Origin of the sequence: Nocardia sp. NPDC087230 (assembly GCF_044744725.1) — a bacterium.
Lineage (GTDB): Bacteria > Actinomycetota > Actinomycetes > Mycobacteriales > Mycobacteriaceae > Nocardia > Nocardia canadensis.
In genome coordinates, this window is sequence record NZ_JBIUYV010000002.1 from 1,114,700 (window position 1) to 1,134,808 (window position 20,109).

A 20,109-nucleotide genomic window follows, 5' to 3' on the forward strand; every position below is an offset into this window, starting at 1 on the left:
TCGAACTAGCTCCTGGTGTCGACGCGATTCAGTTGACGAACCGCAGGTCCGAAATGGTCTGGCTGGCCACCAGCATCACGTAGAAGTCGGTGAGCACGAGGGTGCCGAGGGTGGTCCAGGCCAGCGCCATATGGCGGGTGTTGAGCTTGGAGACCTGGGTCCAGAACCAGTACCGCACCGGATGGGCGGAGAAGTGCTTGAGCCTGCCGCCGGCGATGTGCCTGCACGAGTGGCACGACAACGTGTAGGCCCACAGCAGGATGACGTTGACCAGCAGCACGATGTTGCCGAGGCCGAAGCCGAAACCGCCGGTCTCCCCGTGGAACGCGGTGATCGCGTCGTAGGTGTTGATCAGCGAGACCAGCAGCGCGACATAGAAGAAGTAGCGGTGCGAGTTCTGGATGATCAGCGGCAGTCGCGACTCACCGGTGTAGCGCGCGTGCGGTTCGGCGACCGCGCAGGCGGGCGGGGAGAACCACACCGACCGGTAGTAGGCCTTGCGGTAGTAGTAGCAGGTCAGCCGGAAGCCGAGCAGGAACGGCAGCACCACGAACCCGAGCGGGATCCACATCGGCAGCTCGCCGAACGGCGTGCCGAAGTGGCTCGATCCCGGGACGCAGGAGTCGCTCAGGCAGGGGGAGTAGAACGGCGTCAGATAGTGGTATTGCGGCACCCAATAGGCCGTGCGCACAAAGGATCTGATCGTCGCGTAGACGACGAAGGCGCCGAGACCGATCGCGGTGAGCAGTGGTGGCAGCCACCAGCGGTCGGTGCGCAGGGTCCGCGCGGCGATGCGGGCCCTCGTCTTGCTGAACACGCCCGTCCCGGACGACGGGCTGGTGGTCGGTGCGGCACTCACGGTGGATGCCTCGCTGATCTAGGCCGTGCGGCGGTTGATCATTCCCCACCGCGATGGATTGTGATGTGGAGCACCATACGCCTGTGTTCTCGCCGCTCGAGCCGGGTCTCACGCAACCGCCTGTTCCACCCCCTGGTGATCTCTGTCACAGCAATAACTCCCGTGACAGTCGGTCACGCCGGTGCAACAAACCTGTGGTGCCCTGTCACTGGAATTCCCCGCACCGGGGAAAGGAGCGTGACGAGCAATGAGAAGAGCCGCGATCGTGGCACCCGTCCGCACGCCCAGTGGCGTGGAGGGTGGCGCGCTGTCCGGGATGCCCGCCGAGTGGTTGGCGACCACGGTCCTGTCGGCCGTGATCGAGCGCTCCGGGATCGACCCGCTACGCATCGAGGACGTCGCGATGGCGTGTGTCGACGGCGGGCTCTCCGACGTGCCCGCGATCGGCGCACTGGCCGCGCGCGGAGCCGGCCTGCCCTTCGCGGTGCCCGGATTCCTCACCGACCGGCACGGCGGCAGCGGCCTGCAGGCGGTGATCACCGCGGCGATGATGGTGCAGACCGGCGCCGCCGACGTGGTGGTGGCCGGCGGCGTCGAGTGCTCGCCGGCCCAAGCCGGACTGCCGGGCGGTCGCGAGGGACTGCACAACGCCGAGCGGCTCGCGCACTACTACGGCATCGACCGCAATGCCGCCGACGAATTCGCCGTGGCCAGCCACCGCAAGGCGGCGCGGGCGTGGCGGCAGGGCGCGTTCGGCGCGGAGGTGGTGCCGGTCGGCGTCGCCGCCGGTGCGCTGGAACACCAGATCCGCCGTGATGAGGGGGTGCGCGACGACCTGTCGACGCACACCCTGGCCGGGTTACGGCCGCTGCTCGTCGACGGCGTCGTCACCATCGGCAACATGAGCTCGCACCGGCTCGGCGCGTCGGCGTGCCTGGTCGTGGCCGAGGACCGGCTCGACGAACTGGGGTTGACCCCGATGGCGTTCCTCGCGGGCTGGGCCGCCGCGGGCTGCGACAGCGAGGGCCCGGCGCTCGGCGCGGCGCCCGCGGTATCGAAGCTGCTGGCCCGCACCGGCTGCTCGCTCGACGAGATCGACCTGCTCGAGATCAACGAGGGCTACGCGGTCGAGGTGCTCGCCCTGGCCACCGAATGGGAACTCGACCCGCACGACCGGCTCAACGTCAACGGCTCCGACATCGCCCTCGGGCACCCGGTCGGCGCCACCGGCCTGCGGATCATGACGACGATGCTGCACGAGCTGGGCCGCTGCGGCGGCCGCTACGGCCTGGAGGCCATCGCGCTCGGCCACGACCACGGGATCGCGGCGCTGTTCGAATCGGCCGACTCCGACGAACCGTCGGAGACCCCGCGCGGCGCCCGGTTCCACGGCGTCCGCCCCGGACGCCGGTTCGGCCGACACCGCGCCTGACAGGGGTCGGCGCGGCGACCCCTGGGTGGCAGGACCGCCGCGCCGGTGAACAGGTCTGACTATTTGGTTCTGGGCCGGGAGTGGAAGCCGAGGCCCTCGTCCTGAGCGCCCATCCAGGCGGCCTCGTCGGACTTGCTGTCCGGGACGTAGATCGGTTCGGATCTGCGGGGGACGGCGAGCTCCGGCGGTGGCGCCTGCTCGAACTCCTCGGCATCGATGACGAGCCGCTCGAGGTCGTTCTCCAGCCGGCGCACGGTGGCCGCGTCGCCGTAGTTGGAGCGCAGTGCGCCGATCGATTGCCGGAGTTGACCGACCGCGTAGCGCAGTTCCGCGATATCGCTGCGTGTCATCGTTACCTCCTGTGTATATGGCGGGCATACCGACTCGCCGGATCACCTGGCACGCCCGTGAACTCCCGGGCCGCACTGCACCGAGCCGTGTGACTCACCACACAACGTGATCTCCACCACAATAACCGAGCTTTTCGGTTTACGCCCGGAGTTGGCCCGGATTCGGCGATTGCCGTCCGGTAACTCCGGTTCTCAGCCCGCGACCGCGTAGTGCTTGCGGACCCCGGCGGCGGCCCGCTCGACGAGCACGGCGATCGAGGTCGCGACCTCCTCGGCGCGCTCCAGGATGACGCTGTGTCCGGCGCCCTCGATCCGCACCAGTTCGGCGCCCGCCAGTTGCGAGGCCAGCACCACCGAGTGGGTGAACGGCACCATCAGATCGGCCGAGCCGGCCAGCACCAGGGTGGGCAGATCGCCGAGCCGGGCCAGGGTGCGCGCCTCGTCGAAGGTCAGCAGCGAGCTGAGGAAGCCCGACATCGTCAGCAGCGGCGTCTCGTTCAGGATCGCGGTCGCCACCGCGGCGACCCGCGGGTTCACTCGCCGCGTGCCGGTGGCGGCCTCGCGGATCAGTGGCCCGAAGATCCAGCGGGAGAAGCGCTTCGAGGCCTGCATCACCCGGGGTGCGCGCAGGACCGCGTGCTGTAACGAGGCGACGGCGTGCCGATTGAGCAGTCGGCCGAGGCCGACCTCGGTGATCCCGCCCGCCGCGCCCGCGATCAGTCCGATCCCGGCGACGCGGGTGCCGATGGACGCGGGGAACAGCCGGGCGTAGGCCAGCAGCACCATCGCTCCCATCGAGTGGCCGACCAGCACGACCGGCCCGGTCGGCGCGACCGCGCGCAGCACCGCGTCGAGGTCGGTGGCCAGCTGATCGATGGTGTAGGTCGCGTGGTCGGCGTGGCCGGATTCGCCGTGGCCGCGGTGGTCGTAGAACACCATCCTGGTGTCGCCGTCCCAGTGTCGGAGCAGGTGCTCGCGCAGGAACGCCCACGATTCGGTGTGCAGGCAGTGGCCGTGGACGAAGACGACGGTCAGCGCGGCGTCGGCGGCCCCGAAGGTGCGGACCGCGATCGGCACACCGTCGTCGGTGACGACGGTGGCGCGCCGACCGAGAAGATCGGTGGTGGCGAACGACTTCGACATAGCGGCCTCCTGTGGTTCTGGAGCGCTGGCCGCGGCCCGCCATGAGGAGAGTCGCGTACTGAGTTATTCGAATCAGATTTCCGGCCCGTTAGCCCGCCAATCCTGGCGTTATCCAGCCGATGCGCAACCGAATCCGGGCGGGCCCTGGTCGTTATGCAGGAGATTCTTCGGCTATCTAGCTCTCGAACTAGAGATTCTTAGATCGTCGTCGAGAGCTCTCTCGAGGGTTGTCTTAGTCCTTCTAGGAAAGTGGCTAGAGAGAAGTAGAGAGCTATACGCTCCGCAGATACCGGCCGAAGTGGGGGACCGTGAAACCGATCGTGCCGCGCTCGGCCGAGTAGATCAGGCCCTTCTTGATGAGCCCGTCGCGCGCGGGCGAGACCGAGGCCGGCTTGCGGCCGAGCTCGGCGGCGACCGCCGACGTGGCGACCGGGCCGTCGTCGCCGGCCAGGTCGGCCATCGCGCGCATGTACTCGCGCTCGGCGGGCGTCGCGCGCTCGTACCGGGAGCCGAAGAAGCCGACCGCCAGTTCCTCCTCGGCGGCGGGCGCTGCCACCTCGACGTCCTCGGCGGTGATCGGACTGTCGGGCGCCTGGTCCCAGGCCGCCTTGCCGTAGGCCTGCACGAAATACGGGTAGCCGTCGGCCTTCTGGTAGAGCGAGTCCAGCGCGTCCTCGGTGAATTTCACCTCTTCCCGCTCGGCGGGGGCGATCAGCGCGAGGTCGGCCGACTGCCGGTCGAGCCGGTCGATGCGGTGATAACTGAACAGTCGCTCCGAGTAACTCTTCGAAGCCGACAGCACCGCGGGCAGATGCGGCAGCCCGGCGCCGACGACGATCAGCGGCGCGCCGTCCTGGCTCAGCTCGTGGCAGGCGCCGCAGATCGCCGAGACGTCGGCCGGGCCGAGATCCTGCATCTCGTCGATGAAGATGCCGATCCCGACGCCGATATCGGCCGCCAGCGCCGCGGCCTCCTTGAACAGCTCGATCAGGTCGATCTCGATGTCGCCCGAATCGGCGCGGCCGGTCACCGCGGGCACATCGATGCCGGGTTGCCAGCGTTCGCGCATGCCCTTGTCGGCGGTGGCGCGCAGGGCGAAGGCCTTGAGGATGCCGAGGAAGTCGTCGACGTGCTCGGGATTGCGGTGCGCCATCGCGATCGCGCGCACCGCCATGTGCAGCGCCGAGGACAGTGGCCTGCGCAGATCCTGGTCCGGTCGCGCCTCGATCTTGCCGGTGCCCCAGCCGCGCGAGATCGCCGCCGAACGAAGCTGGTTGAGCAGCACGGTCTTTCCGACCCCGCGCAGCCCGGTGAGCATCACGCTGCGCTCCGGCCTGCCCCTGGCCACCCGCTCGAGCACGATGTCGAAGGCGGCGAGTTGCTTGTCACGTCCGGCCAATTCGGGTGGACGTTGGCCGGCGCCGGGAGCGTAGGGATTGCGCACGGGGTCCATGCCGGACAACCGTAGCGCGGATCAGCGGGGGAATCTCGGTAACTCTGGGCTGTGTCCTAGATACTGCTAGCGAACCGGAGACGACGTCATCGCAGCGGAACGGAGTGACATGCCCGAGGAACCCCAGTGGGACGCGCACGGAGAGCCGATGGCGACCTCGACGGCCGCCCTCCTCGACGGCCTGCGGCTGCCTGCGGACGCGCACCTGACCGAGTCGATCCGGGTGTTCCTGCGGGCCGCCGTCGAGGGGGAGGGCGGCGACGATCCGGAGGCGCTGGCCGCGCTGGCGCTGGGCCCGCTGTTGATCGCGCTCGGGCGGCTCGAGATCGACCTGGCCGACGCGCGCACCCGCATCGCCGACCTCGAACAGGTGCTCGGCGGGCGCGACGGCCGCGCCCGATAACGCGACGGCCGATCGGGATATCGGACCGTTACGCGCGGCGACACGCCGGAACGACAGCGCTTGTCCAGGGCTTTCCCGAGTGCGGGAAAACAACTTGCGTGCTTCGCTGGACAGCTTCCATCACAGGCCGTAATCTTCTCGTGACTTAGTGGAGTCTGTCGCTTCGTCAGAGAAACGGCGCCATTGAGTCACCGCCGAATAGTTGTCGTCGCCAAGCGATTCCGACGACCCGGTGGTGGAGCAGCAAGATCGGAGACTCGTCTCGGTGGGTAAACACAGCTTGCAGCGGGATTCTCGACTGCCGAATTCCGTCAAGGGTGCGCTCGTCATGGGTGCGGTGGCCGCCACGACTGGTGCGATGCCTGCGATTTCGCAGGCCGCCACGATCAACATTCCCGGCCTCGGTAACTTCGATCTGCCGCCGGAGCTCGAGCAGCCCGCGCAGCAGGTGGAGAAGCAGCTTCAGGCGATGGTCGCCCCGCAGGGCCAGGCCGCCCCGCAGCTGCCGAGCGTCACCTTCGACAACCCCTTCCAGCAGCAGCAGTCCGCGGGCAACATCGCCCTGGACGCGGCGCGGACCAAGCTCGGCGCGGTCTACAGCTGGGGTGCCGCCGGCCCGTCGAGCTTCGACTGCTCCGGCCTCGTGCAGTGGGCCTACCGTCAGGCCGGAATCGAACTGCCGCGCACCAGCTTCGAGCAGTCCCACGTGGGCGCGCCGGTGTCCTTCGACAACCTGCAGGCCGGTGACATCGTCATCACCAACGGTGGCGGTCACGTCGGCATCTACGCCGGCAACGGTCAGCTGCTGAACGCGGTGCAGTCGGGCACCCCGGTGTCCTACACCCACCTCAGCGCCGACGACGTCGTCACGGCTCGCCGTATCGTCTAAGGGGTGACCCCCGCGGAACAACGCTCCGTCACCCAGGCCCGCGTCGACTCGTGGATCTGGGCGGTGCGCTTGTTCAAGACGCGCTCGGCCGCGGCGGAAGCCTGCCGCGCCGGGCATGTGCGAATCAACGGTGTCACCGTCAAACCCGCGCAGCAGGTGCGGATCGGTGACGAGATCCGGATCAAGCACGCGGGCCTCGAACGCATCGTCGTCGTCGAGCGGATCATCCACAAGCGCGTCGGGCCACCGATCGCCGCGCAGTGCATGATCGATCGCAGCCCGCCGCCACCGCCGAAGGAAGTCCTCGCCTCGATCCCGCAGCGCGATCGCGGTGCGGGCAGGCCGACTAAACGGGAACGCCGCGAAACGGATCGACTGATGGGCCGCACCGACTAGCGCAGCTCTGACCACGCGCTAGGTCGATACCTTCGCCGCCAGTCTGCTCGACGCGATCGTCGCGATCCCGATCGTGCACAGGGTGGCCAGCATGATCGCCGAACCCTCGCCCGGCACGAGCATGCCCAGCTGACTGCCCACTGTCACCGCGGCGACCGGCACCCCGATCTGTGCCGCCGCCAGCGTCCCGTACGACAGCGGCTGACCCAGCACCCGCGTGGTCCAGTGCGCGACGACCGCGCCGACGCCCAGGGTCAGGCCGAGCAGGATGAACTGCGGATGCGCGCCGAGTTCGCGCAGGTCGAGTCGGGCTCCCAGCCAGACGAAGAACAGTGGCGCCAGCAGCCCGTCACTGATCGCGAATACCTGCTTGGCCACGCGCCGGGGCTCGCCGATCCCCGCCACCGCCAGCCCGGCCGCGAAGCCGCCGAGCATGATCGACACATGCATCGAGCTGGCCACGCCGCACAGCAGGAAGACCAGCACCAGGCTCACCCGCAGCTCGAGGGTGAACTTGCGTTCCTCGGACACCTCGTGCACCTGCCGGCGCGCGCCGGTCTTCTCCAGATACCGCAGGATCAGGAACATCACGCCGGCGCAGGCCGCGACGACCACCGCGCCGATCGCGGCCCGCAGCGCGTTGTCCGGATCGATGACCAGGGGCAACGCGACGATGCAGGCGGTGTCGGCGATGGCGACCTGCGCGGTGAGCGCGAGCACCGGCGGTCCGCTCAGGCGCAGCGAGTCGATGATCGGCAACGCCATCGCCGCCGAGGACGACGCCATCAGCACCGCGTAGATCCCCGTGTGGCCCATGCCGAAAGCCTGTGACACGCCCCAGCCCCCGCCCGCGGCGACGACGCCGACCAGCACCGCTCGCAGCGCGCCCGCGCCGAGCGCGCCGCGCACGGCGGGATCGCGCACCGGCACGTGCGTACCCGCCGCGAACATCACCAGCGCGAAACCCATGTCGGCCAGGAACACGAAGATCGGATCGCTCGCGTCGAGGATTCGCAACCCGGTCGTACCGAAGACGACCCCGGCCAGCAGCTCACCCAGGATGACCGGCAGATGCAGCCGCTTGGGCAGGGCGAGCAGTGGTCCGATCACCCCGAGCGCGACGATCAGCGCCAGGGTCGCGAAGGTCACGGCATCGCGGCGATCTTGGCGGGGATCTCGGCGTTCTCGTCGGCGAAGTAGAGCGCGCAGACCCGGTGGTACCCGTCGGCGATCAGCATCGGCACGTTCTTGCGGCAGTCGCCGCGGACCAGCAGGATCGGCGAGAGCTTCTTGCCCTCGTTGATCTTGAGCAGGTCCTTGCGCACGTGGGGATTGTCCGGGGTCAGGGCCTCGAGCTGGGAGGCGCGCAGGATGTCTTTCGCCTTCTTCACGACCACCGGTGCGCTGCGGAGGTCGGCGACGATCGCCTCGACCACCGTCGCGTCGCCGAGCAGTTCGAGATAGTCGGCGGCGGCCGGGTAGTCGTGTTCCTCCGGGGTGGCCTTCCATTGCACCTGGATGATTTGGTCTGCCATCGAATCATCATCCGCCGCTGCGGCCGGGTTAGCGGGAGAGTCGCTGGATGTTGTCGTTTGTTTGCGCGATCGGTATCCGGGCGGCGGGCCCCGAAAAGTACGCGGTGGTCGGGGTGTGGGCTATCGCCTACGGTGGCAGCTATGGGTGAGCGCAGCACGATGTTATCGACGCTTCTCGCCTGCTGTGTCGCTGTCGTCGCGACGGTTCCGCGGCTGCTGTGGCCGCGCGCCGCCGACACCGCGTTTCTGGCCGCGCTGGAATCGGCGCCGTTGCCGCCCGCGCGCGCGACGGTCTCGCTCACCGCGCTGGTCCAGGCCGAGATGTCCGCGCCGACAGCGATCGTCGCCGAGGGCGTGCGGACGCTGCGGTCGACGCCGCTGACCATGTCGACCTTCCTGGTGCGCCACCCGTCGGCCACCTTCCTGGTCGACCCGGCGATCTGCGCGGGCGTGCACGAGCGAGTGCTGCCCGAACTGCCGTTCCCCGTCCCGCTGCTCGTGGCCCCCGGCCAGCCGGTGCGCGGCTTGAGCGAAGTCCTCGCCGCCCACGACCTGACCGGCGCCGACATCGATTTCGTGCTGCCGACGCACCTGCACTGGGACCACGTCGCCGGGCTCTACGAGCTGCCCGGCTGGGTGCCGATCCGGGTGCCCGGCGTCGAATACCGCTGGGCGATGGGCGGATCGCGCGCCCCGCTGGGTGTCGCCCGTGGCCCCCTGCGTGGACGCGTGTTCGACCTCTACGACCTCGACGGACCGCCGGTGCTCACCTTCACCCGCAGCCACGACCTGTTCGGTGACGGCTCGGTCGTGCTGGTCGACCTGCCCGGGCACACGCCCGGCAGCATCGGCGTGCTGCTCGCCGTCGACGACGGGTCGCGGGTGCTGCTCGCGGGCGACGCGGTGTGGAGCACGCTGCAGGTGGAGTTGCTGCGCGAGAAGGCCCCGCTGCCCGGCGACCTCGTCGACGACGATCGCGATACCGCCTTCGAGACGGTGCACCGGCTGCACGCGCTGCCCGAGGAGATCGAGCTGATCCCCGGCCACGATCGCGCCGCCGTCACCGCCCGCGCCCCGCACTGAGCCTCAGCGCGCGGCCAGCCCCTCGGCCACGCTCGCATAGCGCGGCCGCCAGTCCAGCTCCGCGTGCGCCAGCGCGCTCGAGATCCGCATCGATGTGTCCGCCATCAGCGCGCCGATATAGGGCACGGCCAGCCGGATCATCCACGCGGGCAGCCGGATCGGCCGGGGTGTGCCGTGGCTGCGGGCCACCTCGGCGAAGAACTCGCGCCAGGTGATCGGGGTGTCGTCGGCCAGGTTGTAGGCGCTGCCCGGCGTACCGCGGTCGAGCGCGGCGACCGTCGCCGCGGCGGCGTCCTCGACATGGATCCAGCTGTTCACCCCGCCGGCACCGAGCGGGCCGACCGGCGCGTGCTTGCGCATCATGTCGGCGAACAGGTCGCTGAACGCGCCCGGCCCGTAGAACAGCCCGTACCGCAGCGCGATGCCGTCGACGCCCGGCGCCTCGAACACCTGCTGCTCGCCCGCGACGGTCGCGCGCACCACCTCGTCGGCGACGCCACCGGTGTACACCCCGAACGGATCGCGCTCGGTCAGCGGCCGGTCGCCGTGATCGAGGTAGCCGTAGCCGAGGATCAGCGACTGGGTGACGAAGCGGCCCGCGCCGACCAGCTCGGCCGCGGCCAGCAGATTGGCGGTGCCGACGGTGCGCAGCAGGCCGGTCGGGTCATCGGCCGGAATCCGGCGCTGCACCTTGGCATCGCGCAGCGCGGTCGCCTCGTGGACGACGGCGTCGAACGCGGTGCCGTCGAGCGCGCGCAGCAGCCCGTCGCGATCGAGCACGTCGGCGGTGACCGGGTCGGCGCCGAGCTCGCGCACCAGCGGATGGGCGTCGGGGCTGCGCACGATGGCCGACACGCGGTGCCCGTTCGCGGTCAGCGCGCGGATCAGTGGACGGCCGATGGCGCCGGTGGCGCCTGCGAGCAGAACCTGCATGGGAGTTCCTTCCGGCGGAGTGAGTGTTTCCCTGCTTCCTGGACGGATCGAGCCGGTGCGATGTGACGGTCTGTGATGGGCTTCACCCGGTGTACGGTGGCCGGGAATTGGGCCGATGTCACGGCGGGTCGACGGCGTGTCGGTGTGTATCGTGCGGCTCATGCGAGTCGACGGTCGGGAGATCCCGGTCACGGGAAGTCTCCTGCAGCCGCTGATCCGGCGTACCAGCGACATCATCCGGGTCGTGCTGGCGGCGATCGGGGTGGGTGTGGTGGTCGCGGGCTCGCTGATCACCAGGCCGGAGTGGTTGGCGCTGGAACGGTCGGTGTCCAAGATCGTCGACTTCCTCAGCCCGGACCAGTCCACCCTGGTGTATCTGGTCTACGGCATGCTCATCCTCGCGCTGCCGTTCGCGATCCTGATCGAGCTGGTCTTGCGCAGGCAGTGGAAGCTGCTGGCGGGCTACGCCGCGGCCGGGCTGCTCGCGGTCCTGGCGCTCTCGGTCACCGGCGCGGGCATCTCCACTCCGAAATGGCATCTGCCCGCACCGGATCGCTTCGACACCTTCCTCTCGCAGTTCCTCGACGACCCGCGCTGGATCGCGATGCTCGCGGCGATGCTCACCGTCTCCAGTCCGTGGCTGCCGCCGCGGCCGCGGCGGTGGATGTGGTTTCTGCTGTTGATGTTCGCGCCCATCCATCTGGTCGTCAGCTCGGTGGTGCCCGCGCGGGCCATGCTCGGGCTGGTGGTCGGCTGGCTGGTCGGCGCGGTGATCGTCTGGCTGGTCGGCACCCCGGCGCTGGAGGTGCCGCTGGAAGCGGCGGTGCGGGTGCTGGCTCGGCGCGGCTATACGGTGCGGGCCTTCCGGGTCGACCGGCCCGCCGGACGCGGTCCGCTGCTGCTGGCGACCGACGTCGACGGACCCGAGTCCGAGATCGTCGTCGAGCTGTACGGCCGCGATCAGCGCAGCTTCGGCGCGATCCGGCAGCTGTGGCGCTGGATCACCTTCCGCTCCAGCGAGACCGCGCCGCTGCACGGTTCGATGCACCGCGCGGTGGAACACCGGGCGCTGATGGGCATCGCCATCGGCGACCTCGGCATGGCCGACAGTCATCAGGTCGCGGTCGCCGGCCTGGACCGTGGCTGGATGCTGTACGCGCACACCGTTCCCCGCGGCACCCCGATCCGCAAGCTGTCCGCGCAGGTGCTGCCCGGAGTGTGGCGGACGCTGCTGCGCCTGCACGAGAACCAGATCAGCATGGGCGACCTGCAACCCGACTACGTGCGAGTCCACCAGGGCGACACCCTGTTCGGCGGCTTCGCCTTCGCCGAGTTCGGCGCGGCCGACGCGCAGCGCCAGACCGACATCGCCCAACTGCTGGTCTCGACGACCTCGCTCTACGGCAAGCACGAGGCGGTGTCGGCGGCGATCGAGGTGCTCGGCGAGAGCGCGGTGGTCACCGCGGCCCGGCGGCTCACCAAATCGGCCATGCCGACCGGCATCCGCAAGTCGGTGCCGCAGTGGACCAAGGTCCTGGCGACCGCGCGCGAGGAGGTCCGCGAGCAGACCGGGCACGATCGCATCCATCCCGAACAGCTCACCCGCTTCACCCGCAATCAGCTCATTCAGCTGGTATTGCTGTTCGCCCTGGTCTACGTGGCGTATCCGTTCTTCAGCCAGGTGCCGACCTTCTTCAGTCAGCTGCGCACGCTGAACTGGTGGTGGGCGCTGCTCGGCTTGGTGATCTCGGCACTGACGTATGTGGGCGCGGCCGCCGCGCTCGGTGCCTGCGCGGACTGGATCGTCCGGTTCCGCGATCTGTTCCTGGAGCAGCTGGCCAATACCTTCGTCGCCACCACCACGCCGGCGGGCGTCGGCGGTTTGGCGCTGAGCGTGCGCTTCCTGCAACAGGCCGGGATGACGACCATGCGCGCGACCGCGGCGGTGGCGCTGCAGCAATCGGTGCAGGTGATCACGCACCTGGTGCTGCTCGTCGTGTTCAGCGTGGTGGCGGGCACCTCCACCAATCTCGCGCACATCGTGCCGGACGCGACCGTGCTGTACCTGGCCGCGGGTGTCGGTGTCGGCCTGATCGGCGCGTTCATGTTCGTGCCGAAACTGCGCCGCTGGGTGAATCACTCGGTGCGCCCGCAGCTCAAGGAGGTTCTCGGCGAACTCGTCGACCTGGCCCGCGATCCCATCCGGTTCTCGATGATCGTCGGCGGATGCGGCGCGATCACCCTCGGGCAGGCGCTGGCGCTGTGGGTCAGTGTCGAAGCCTTCGGCGGTGGTACCGATTTCGTCGCGGTCACCATCGTCACCATGATCGGCGGCACGCTGGCCTCTGCCGCGCCGACCCCGGGTGGCGTCGGTGCGGTCGAGGCCGCGTTGATCGGTGGCCTGGCCGCCTTCGGTGTTCCGGCCGAGATCGCGGTGCCCGCCGTGCTGCTCTATCGCGTGCTGACCTGCTGGATTCCCGTCGCCCTCGGCTGGCCGATCATGCGCTGGATGGGCGAGAAGCAGATGATCTGAGGCGCTCAGTCGGCGCGCAGGGCGATCACCAGGCCGTCCTTGGCGCACACCGACGGAGTGGCGGGGTCGGGTTGGGCGTTGCACTGCCAGCCGTCGACGACGACCGAATCCGACGGGCTGATCGTGGTGACGTAGCTGGTCGCCACGTCGATCGCGACGGTGCAGCCCGGCCGGCCTGCCGCGGTGCCGACCGCGATCACCGTGCGGCTGTGCCCACCGGCATCGGTGACCGGGCCGCAGTTCACGTCCTCGGGCAGCGGTGACGGCGCGGGCGGGACGTCGCTGGTGGTGGTGACCGGCGGCTTGGTCGGGTCGACCGTGCGGATCGGTGTCGTCGCGGGTGGCGGCGGGGTGGCGGGTGCGGCGTCGCCACGCAGGCCGATGGTCAGGCCCTGGTGGACGCAGATGTGCGGCACGGCGGTGTCGGGCTGCGGCGCGCAGGTCCAGCCGTCGACGGCGGCGGCGTCGCCGGTGCGCGGGGTGCCGAGGTAGTCGGCGACCACGTTGACGGCCTCGGTACAGCCCGGCCTGCCCGCGTCGGAGGCGAAGGCGATGACATCGGCGGTGCCGCCGTTGCCGCCGGTGACCGGACCGCAGTTCACGTCGGCGAGCGGGGGCGGCTCCGGCGCGGGCGGGTGGGTCGGGCTCGGCGGCGGCAGCGGTGCGATCGAGGTGCCGGTCAAAGACCCGCGATCACGACGAGTCCGGCGACGGCGCCCGCCGCGAGCCGAGTGGTTTGCACGCCAACCTCCAGGTGAATGTTTAGCTCCCCCGTTGCTTGCGTATTCAATCATGGTGGCGCGCAATGCTGTCTGATCCACACGGACGCGTTCCCCGCTATGTTTTCCCCGGTCGACTCGCGTGCTACCGGACATTCCGGGAGTTGCCCGTGGCTTGCCGAGAAGTCCGTACGGTCGGTTCCGCCCAGCGATCGGCCGCCCGACGTGAACCGCCCCACAGCCGTCGCGGGTGCGTGCGGGGTGCGGTTCGAGCGCATAAACTGTCTGGGACGTAGCCGGATGATGACCGAGAGGTGTTGTTTCGATGGGATCCCGGACGGTGGTCGCCGACGTCGCCGACGAATTGGCGCGCCGGGTCGCGACCGGCGAATACCGGCCCGGCGAACTGATGCCGTCGGTCCGCCAGGTCGCCGACGAATTCGGGATGAACCGGGCCACCGCGCAACTCACCCTCGGCAGGCTCGAGTCCTACGGCTTCGTCGAGGCCCGGCGCGGCAAAGGTTTCACCATCCGTGACGTCAGGGAAGAGGGCGGCATGGATGTCTATCGGCATCTGTTCCGGTTCTCCGTCACCGCGCCCGCCGTCGCCGCCGAGATGTTCACCGACATCGTCGAGGTGGAGCGCGGCATCGTGCTCGAGGCGTTGCTCGGCTACACCGCCGCCGAGAAGGTGCTCGATTCGGCGGAGCTCGCCGCCGCCGTCGACGAGCTCGAGGCGATGGCCCGGCAGAGCGTGCCCGACCACGTCCGGATCATCACCGCCGAGATCGCGCTGGTGCGCAAGTTGCTGGGCGTGCTCGGGATGAGCATGCAACGCGCCGTGCTGAATTCGGTCGCCGACATGGTCACCGAGGTGCCCGAGGCGGTCGCCGCCTACTTCGCCGTCGCCGCCGATCTGCACGTGCTCGTCTGGCGCGCGCTGCTAGCGGTGTGGGACGCCGACTCGGGCCCGTCCGAGGCGCAACTGGCCCTGTTCGAGGACCTGTTCGCGCTCTACCACCAGAAGGTCATCGCCCGCTTCGACGAACTCGTCGGCGCGACGCCGATCGAAACCACGGCCGCGACCGCCTGACCGCATCGTCTCAGCTGTCTGGGTCGGCGGGCTTGGTGGTCTCCACCTGGTGATACCACGGCAGGTGATGGCCCTGCGGCAGCATCGAATCGATGATGGGGCCGACATGCGGTGTCCGCGTCGAGGACAGGCCGGAGCCGACCATCACCCCGAGCGCGATCGACATCACCGACAGCAGCGCCGACACCACCACCTCGAGTCCGCTCGCCGCCGTGGTGCCGGTGGTGTGCAGAACCACCTCGGAGATCCCGGTCAGGCTGATGCCGCCCGGCACCAGCATCCAGAACGCGGGCAGGAAGGCCACCTGCCGCGGCGGGGCGTGCTTGCGGCCCTGGATCAGATACGCGGCGGGCACCGCGATGAGACCACCGAGGAACGCGCCGGTCAGCGGCCCCGACAGCGTCTTGCCGACGAACTGCGCCAGGTAGGTGACGTAGAGGACCAGCAGCAGCCACCCCACCGAGTTCTGCGGCGCGCTCGACCGCCAGGAGTGCCCGAACCCGATCAGCAGCACCCCGATCACCGGCGCCCACCAGCCCAGCTGGGCCTGGCTCACCGCCGGATTCGACAGCGGTCCCAGCAGACTGATGCCCACGTAGAGGCCGAGGGCGAGCAGGAACAGCATGTTGATGCCGTAGACCACCCGGCTCGCGCCCGCGACCATCGACCCGGTCGCCAGCTCGATCGTGCCGTTGGTGAGCATCGCGCCCGGCAGCAGCGTGGCGATCGCCGGGATCACCAGCTGGGTCGGCTGACCACCCGACAGCGTGCCGGGAAAGCCGAACGCCAGCACCGCGACCAGCGCCGCCGCGACCACCGGCAGTGCCAGCGACAGCAGCCGCACCTTGTCGGCGAGCTGGGTCAGCGCGCCGACGACGAGCCCGAGCACCACATAGCCCACCAGCGCCCTGGCCGCCGGATTGAGCATCATCCCCAGCCCGACGGTCAGCACCACCTGGCCGAGCAGGATCAGCCACGGCGGGCTGCCCGGTTCGGCCGACAGGATCGCGTCGAGCTCCTTCGACGCTTCCGTCGGCGGCGGCGCGTCCGCCTCGATGTGGTCGATGAGCCGGTAGAGCCCCGCGATCTGGTCCAGCGGCAGCGTGCCGACCGAGGCGTCGAGCATGTCGATCGCGGACCCGTCCGGGGTGCGCACGCGCACGAACACCGCGGTGGGCAGGACCATGAAGTGGATGTTGTCGGTGCCGTAGCGCTTGGACAGTTTGTCCAGGATCTCCTGCACGCGTGCCGAAGTCTCGCTGGCGCCGACGAGTGCCACGCCGATGCGGCACAGCAGATTCAGCAGGTCGGCGGGTACCGGCGGGTCTGCCGGACGCGGCGGCGCGGGCGGGCCGGCGATGTAGTCGGCCCGCACCCGGGCGATGGCGCGGGTGACCCGGCGCCGCGTCGCTGCCCAGGAAGAGCTCTTGCCGTCCGAAGCCATGTCACCGCCGCAGTGTTTTCGGAGCGCTGGCGCGCTCGAGTCGCGGCCCCTGGGTCTCGCCGATCAGATGCCGTCGCTTGCTCCTGCATCGCTTGCGTAACGGCACCTGATCGGCGAGACGGCCGCGACGGCCGCTTCGCGGCCTGCCCCTCCGCGAGGTCGGGGCGTGCGGACCGGGTTCATCGGGGCCGGGTAGACCGGTAGCTGGAAGGCTACCCGAGCCCCGTCGCTCAGCCGTTGAGCTTGGTCAGCCGGTCGCAGGCGGTGACGTACTCCTCGACGAGCCGGTTGACCACGTCGGCACTGCGCTCGATCTTGTTCATCATGCCGACGACCTGGCCGACCGGGTTGAAGTTCACGTCCTTGGCCGCCTCGGGGTAGCGGTGGCCGCGCTTCACACCGTCGAGGGCCACCATCATCTGCAGCGGCATCGGCAGCGGGTCGGGGTTCTCGGTGTCCTCCCACGCGTCGGTCCAGTCGTTGCGCAGCATGCGGCAGGGCTTGCCGGTCCAGGAGCGCGAACGGATGGTGTCGTGGCTGGTGGCGTCGAGGTAGGTGTCCATCTGCGCGGGCGGCACATTGGCCTCCTCGACGGTCAGCCACAGCGAGCCGGTCCACGCGCCCGCCGCGCCCATCGCCAGCGCCGCCGCGACCTGCGCGCCGTTGCCGATGCCGCCCGCGGCCAGCACCGGCGTATCGCCGATGGCCTCGATGACCTGCGGCCACAGCACCAGCGAGGACACCTCGCCGCAGTGCCCGCCGCCCTCGGTGCCCTGGCAGACCACGAAGTCCAGCCCGGCCGCCTTGTGGTTCATCGCGTGCTTGACCGACCCGCAGAGCGCGCCGATCACCCGGCCGGAGTCCTGGATGCGCTTGACGACGTCCTCGGGCGGGGTGCCGAGGGCGTTGGCGACCAGCTTGGCCTTCGGGTGGTTGAGGATCACGTCGACCTGCGGGCCCGCGGTGGTCGCGGTCCAGCCGAGCAGCTCGTTGTGGTGCTCACCGTCGGGCAGCGCGGGTACGCCGTGGTCGGCCAGGATCTTCTGGGCGAAGTCGCGATGGCCCTGCGGAACCATCTGCGCCAGCTGCTTTTCCAGCTGCTCGGGGGTCAGGCCCTCCACGCCCTTGCCCTCGTACTTCGACGGGATCACCAGGTCGACGCCGTAGATGCCGTTGACGTGCTCATCGAGCCAGGCCAGCTCCACTTCGAGCTGTTCGGCGGTGAAGCCGACGGCGCCGAGCACGCCGAGTCCGCCCGCGTTGCTCACCGCAGCCACGACGTCGCGGCAGTGAGTGAAGGCGAAGATGGGGAACTCGATGCCGAGTTGTTCGCAGAATTCGGTACGCATACCGAACTGTAACACGTTCTAGTTTGCCCGATAAGGGGCAATTTTCAGGCGGCCGCGTCCTCCAGTTCGGTCAGCGAATCCTCCAGGTGATCGAGCAGTCGATGCAGGTCGGGCAGGGTGCGTCGGCAGCCGACCAGGCCGAAATCGAGGTTGTCGCCATTCGAGGTGAGGGTGATGTTCACGGCCTGGCCGTCCAGCGGAATGGACAGCGGGTAGCTCGCGTCCAGTCGCGCGCCGTTCCAATACAGCGGCTCCCGCGCGCCCGGCACATTCGAGATGACGATGTTGAACGGCGGCGTCGCCATCGAGGCGAAGCCGGGCAGCAGCATCGCCGCCATCGGGCTCAGCATCACCCCGGCGACGGCGAGCGTCTGCGCGGGCGTCAGCGAGCGGTAGACCTCCTTGTTGCGCCGGGTCGACTCGCTCACCACCCGCAGCCGCTCCAGTGGATCGGCGATGTCGGTGCCCAGATTGCACAGCAGGGCCGCGATCTTCACGCCCTGGGTGTCGGTGTCGTCCTCGTCGCGCAGCGACATCGGCACCATCGCGATCATCGGCTTGTCCGGCAGCGCGTCGCGTTCGAGCAGGTAGGCGCGCAGCGCGCCCGCCGACATCGCCAGCACCACATCGTTGACGGTGGTGCCGGTCGCCTTCTTCACCTGCTTGACGCGGTCCATCGACCAGGTGCGCACCGCGCATTTGCGGGCGCCGCCGATCGGCACGTTGAACAGCGTGCGTGGCGCCTCGAACGGCAGCGTCAACTGCTGCTGGAGCAGCCCGGTGCGGGTCGCCCGCATCAGCGCGGCGGTCGAGGAACTCGCCGCGCCGAGGCCGCCGAGCAGTCCGCCCAGCCGGGAGCGCTGTTCGCGCGGCGCGTCCGGACGCTGCTTGCGCGGGAGGTTCCACGGCGTCTTGATCTCGGTCGCGAACGGGTCGGTGGTGAGCGTGCGCCGCAGTAGACGCTGCGCGGAGACACCGTCGATCAGCGAGTGGTGCATCTTCGAGTAGAGCGCGAACCGGCCGTCGGCCAGGCCCTCGACGAAATGCATCTCCCACATCGGGCGATGCCGGTCGAGCAGGGCGCTGTGCAGGGTCGAGGCGTGGTCGAGCAGCTGCCCGATCCGCCCCGGCGCCGGTAGCGCGCTGCGCTGTAGGTGGAAGTCCAGGTCGACGTCGTCGTCCTGGGTCCAGGCCAGCTGGGGTGCGCCGAGCCAGGTGGCGGGGCGCTTGCGGAAGGTGGGCCGGAAGGTTTTGTCGGCGAGCAGGATATCGCGGAACTCGCGCAGATAGTCCGGGCCCGCGTCCTCGGGCGGCTCGAACAATTGCAGTGAGCCCACGTGCATCGGGTGCTCACGGGATTCCGCGAGCAGGAACAGCGCATCCAACGGCGCGATGAACTCCATAACAGATCGCCCCCTGACGAGAGTGGTTCGGTGCAAGTCTGTAGACGATCGACCACGCTGTCGGGTCGGCACGGTGACGCATCACATGCCGCTTTCCAAGTTACCCGGCTGACCCCGCTCGCGTCAGGTGAACGACCACACCGCCGTACTACCCGACCGGGGAGGCGCGTTCCGCGAACCCGACGGGATGCTCGAGCGGATCAGGCGCAGGGGGCGCCGATGCCGCGCTGGGGGGTCAGACCTGGGCGGGCGCGGCCTGACGCGTCTCGACCGTGGCGTCGGTGAGGTCGGCGAGGTCGGCGATGCGCAGCTCGGCGGTCTGGTGCTCGACCGCCGGCTCGAAACCCGTTTCCTCGACGGGAGTTTCGGCGACCGGCTCGGCGACCTGCTCCGCGACCGGCTCGGGCGCCTGCGGCTCGGGCGCCGGAACCGGCGCGACGGCAGGGCCTTTCGTGGTGGCGATGTCGATGCCCAGTTCGATCCTGGTGGTCTCCACCAGTGCCCGCTCCTGCTCGGCCGCGTGCCGCATGGCCTTCTGCCACAGCGACGCCATCTCCTCGAGCTCCTCGACCGTGGCCTCCACGTCGATGTGCAGCTTCAGTCGCTGCATGGTGATGTGCTGGGCGGCGGTGAGGGTGCGGAGCAGGTCTTCGCACTTGTTCGGGATCCGGCGGTGCGCAACGACCCGCAGCCGGGTCAGCATGCCGTTGGGGCGATCCCAGATCACCTTGTGGATCTGGGCGCCGACGCTGTCGATCTCCTCCGTGGTGACGAGGTCCCACTCCCCGCAGCTGGTCAGATCGGCGCGTACCGAGGCCGAGGTCTCGAGGATCGAGGCGACCGCAGCGAGCACCGCCTCCCGGCGCCACGCCTCGTGATCGCGCTGGTCACCCACCATGTTCGACAGCTCGACATTGCGCTGCGCGGCGTCGAGTGCCTGCCTGCCGCGCTCGTCGGCCGCCGCGATGCCCTCGCGGTGGGTGCGGTTGTTGGCGATGACACCGACCAGAACTGCGGCGGCGACGACGAGCGAACCGAGGAGTGGGAGCCACTGAGTCACCAGCCGATCATTGCACCGAGGCACCGCGCAGT

19 protein-coding genes are annotated in these 20,109 nt (G+C 69.6%); 7 read left to right on the forward strand and 12 right to left on the reverse strand.

What is annotated here, in order from left to right:
• Positions 1-28: 28 nt before the first annotated feature.
• Complete coding sequence (locus tag ACIO52_RS11365) at positions 29-859, reverse strand: hypothetical protein (RefSeq protein ID WP_218718376.1); 831 nt, start codon at positions 857-859, stop codon at positions 29-31.
• 247 nt (positions 860-1,106) lie between these two features.
• Between ACIO52_RS11365 and ACIO52_RS11370 the strand changes: the two genes are divergently transcribed.
• Positions 1,107-2,291: an acetyl-CoA acetyltransferase gene (locus tag ACIO52_RS11370; protein WP_218718377.1), complete on the forward strand. Its 1,185-nt coding sequence runs from the start codon at positions 1,107-1,109 to the stop codon at positions 2,289-2,291.
• Positions 2,292-2,350: 59 nt separating this feature from the next.
• Here the strand turns inward: ACIO52_RS11370 and ACIO52_RS11375 are convergent, their stop codons facing one another.
• From ACIO52_RS11375 to ACIO52_RS11385, 3 genes are all read right to left on the reverse strand, one after another.
• Complete coding sequence (locus ACIO52_RS11375; RefSeq protein ID WP_071930967.1) at positions 2,351-2,641, reverse strand: hypothetical protein; 291 nt, start codon at positions 2,639-2,641, stop codon at positions 2,351-2,353.
• 192 nt (positions 2,642-2,833) lie between these two features.
• Complete coding sequence (locus ACIO52_RS11380; RefSeq protein ID WP_316573054.1) at positions 2,834-3,784, reverse strand: alpha/beta hydrolase; 951 nt, start codon at positions 3,782-3,784, stop codon at positions 2,834-2,836.
• A gap of 271 nt (positions 3,785-4,055) precedes the next feature.
• Positions 4,056-5,237 (reverse strand): AAA family ATPase, encoded by a 1,182-nt coding sequence (locus tag ACIO52_RS11385; protein ID WP_218718379.1) that lies wholly within the window; start codon positions 5,235-5,237, stop codon positions 4,056-4,058.
• Between the two features lie 109 nt (positions 5,238-5,346).
• On the opposite strand from ACIO52_RS11385, the gene ACIO52_RS11390 reads away from it, so the two are divergent.
• From ACIO52_RS11390 to ACIO52_RS11400, 3 genes are all read left to right on the forward strand, one after another.
• Positions 5,347-5,640 carry a hypothetical protein gene (locus ACIO52_RS11390; protein ID WP_218718380.1) on the forward strand — a complete coding sequence of 98 codons (294 nt, stop codon included), beginning with the start codon at positions 5,347-5,349 and terminating at the stop codon, positions 5,638-5,640.
• 328 nt (positions 5,641-5,968) lie between these two features.
• On the forward strand, positions 5,969-6,529 hold the full coding sequence (locus tag ACIO52_RS11395; protein WP_189031567.1) for a C40 family peptidase: 561 nt from the start codon (positions 5,969-5,971) through the stop codon (positions 6,527-6,529).
• 3 nt (positions 6,530-6,532) lie between these two features.
• A complete protein-coding gene (locus ACIO52_RS11400) occupies positions 6,533-6,925 on the forward strand; it encodes an RNA-binding S4 domain-containing protein (RefSeq protein ID WP_218718381.1) in 393 nt (130 codons plus the stop codon).
• 18 nt (positions 6,926-6,943) lie between these two features.
• Here the strand turns inward: ACIO52_RS11400 and ACIO52_RS11405 are convergent, their stop codons facing one another.
• Complete coding sequence (locus ACIO52_RS11405) at positions 6,944-8,074, reverse strand: cation:proton antiporter (protein ID WP_218718382.1); 1,131 nt, start codon at positions 8,072-8,074, stop codon at positions 6,944-6,946.
• Positions 8,071-8,460 carry a hypothetical protein gene (locus tag ACIO52_RS11410; RefSeq protein ID WP_218718383.1) on the reverse strand — a complete coding sequence of 130 codons (390 nt, stop codon included), beginning with the start codon at positions 8,458-8,460 and terminating at the stop codon, positions 8,071-8,073. Before ACIO52_RS11410 ends, ACIO52_RS11405 begins: the two co-directional genes overlap by 4 nt.
• A 159-nt stretch (positions 8,461-8,619) precedes the next feature.
• On the opposite strand from ACIO52_RS11410, the gene ACIO52_RS11415 reads away from it, so the two are divergent.
• The gene (locus ACIO52_RS11415; protein ID WP_255587703.1) at positions 8,620-9,543 is read left to right on the forward strand and encodes an MBL fold metallo-hydrolase; all 924 of its coding nucleotides are present in this window, start codon (positions 8,620-8,622) and stop codon (positions 9,541-9,543) included.
• Between the two features lie 3 nt (positions 9,544-9,546).
• Here ACIO52_RS11415 and ACIO52_RS11420 read toward each other — a convergent pair whose 3' ends face one another.
• Complete coding sequence (locus ACIO52_RS11420; RefSeq protein WP_316573053.1) at positions 9,547-10,476, reverse strand: NAD(P)-dependent oxidoreductase; 930 nt, start codon at positions 10,474-10,476, stop codon at positions 9,547-9,549.
• A gap of 160 nt (positions 10,477-10,636) precedes the next feature.
• Here ACIO52_RS11420 and ACIO52_RS11425 point away from each other — a divergent pair, with 160 nt between their 5' ends.
• Entirely contained in the window at positions 10,637-13,009 is a 2,373-nt protein-coding gene (locus ACIO52_RS11425; protein WP_402643342.1) for a lysylphosphatidylglycerol synthase domain-containing protein, read from the forward strand.
• A 5-nt stretch (positions 13,010-13,014) separates the two neighbouring features.
• On the opposite strand, the gene ACIO52_RS11430 is transcribed toward ACIO52_RS11425, so the two are convergent.
• Complete coding sequence (locus ACIO52_RS11430; RefSeq protein ID WP_402643345.1) at positions 13,015-13,692, reverse strand: hypothetical protein; 678 nt, start codon at positions 13,690-13,692, stop codon at positions 13,015-13,017.
• A 361-nt stretch (positions 13,693-14,053) separates the two neighbouring features.
• On the opposite strand from ACIO52_RS11430, the gene ACIO52_RS11435 reads away from it, so the two are divergent.
• Positions 14,054-14,821, forward strand: a complete 768-nt coding sequence (locus ACIO52_RS11435) for a GntR family transcriptional regulator (RefSeq protein WP_218718388.1) — start codon at positions 14,054-14,056, stop codon at positions 14,819-14,821.
• A gap of 10 nt (positions 14,822-14,831) precedes the next feature.
• On the opposite strand, the gene ACIO52_RS11440 is transcribed toward ACIO52_RS11435, so the two are convergent.
• The 4 genes from ACIO52_RS11440 to ACIO52_RS11455 all read right to left on the reverse strand — a co-directional run bounded on the left by ACIO52_RS11440 (position 14,832) and on the right by ACIO52_RS11455 (position 20,077).
• Entirely contained in the window at positions 14,832-16,265 is a 1,434-nt protein-coding gene (locus tag ACIO52_RS11440; RefSeq protein WP_218718389.1) for a threonine/serine exporter ThrE family protein, read from the reverse strand.
• A 230-nt stretch (positions 16,266-16,495) separates the two neighbouring features.
• Positions 16,496-17,614 (reverse strand): nitronate monooxygenase family protein, encoded by a 1,119-nt coding sequence (locus tag ACIO52_RS11445; protein ID WP_218718390.1) that lies wholly within the window; start codon positions 17,612-17,614, stop codon positions 16,496-16,498.
• 44 nt (positions 17,615-17,658) lie between these two features.
• A complete protein-coding gene (locus ACIO52_RS11450; RefSeq protein ID WP_316573051.1) occupies positions 17,659-19,017 on the reverse strand; it encodes a wax ester/triacylglycerol synthase family O-acyltransferase in 1,359 nt (452 codons plus the stop codon).
• 235 nt (positions 19,018-19,252) lie between these two features.
• On the reverse strand, positions 19,253-20,077 hold the full coding sequence (locus ACIO52_RS11455; RefSeq protein WP_218718392.1) for a hypothetical protein: 825 nt from the start codon (positions 20,075-20,077) through the stop codon (positions 19,253-19,255).
• Positions 20,078-20,109: the final 32 nt, after the last annotated feature.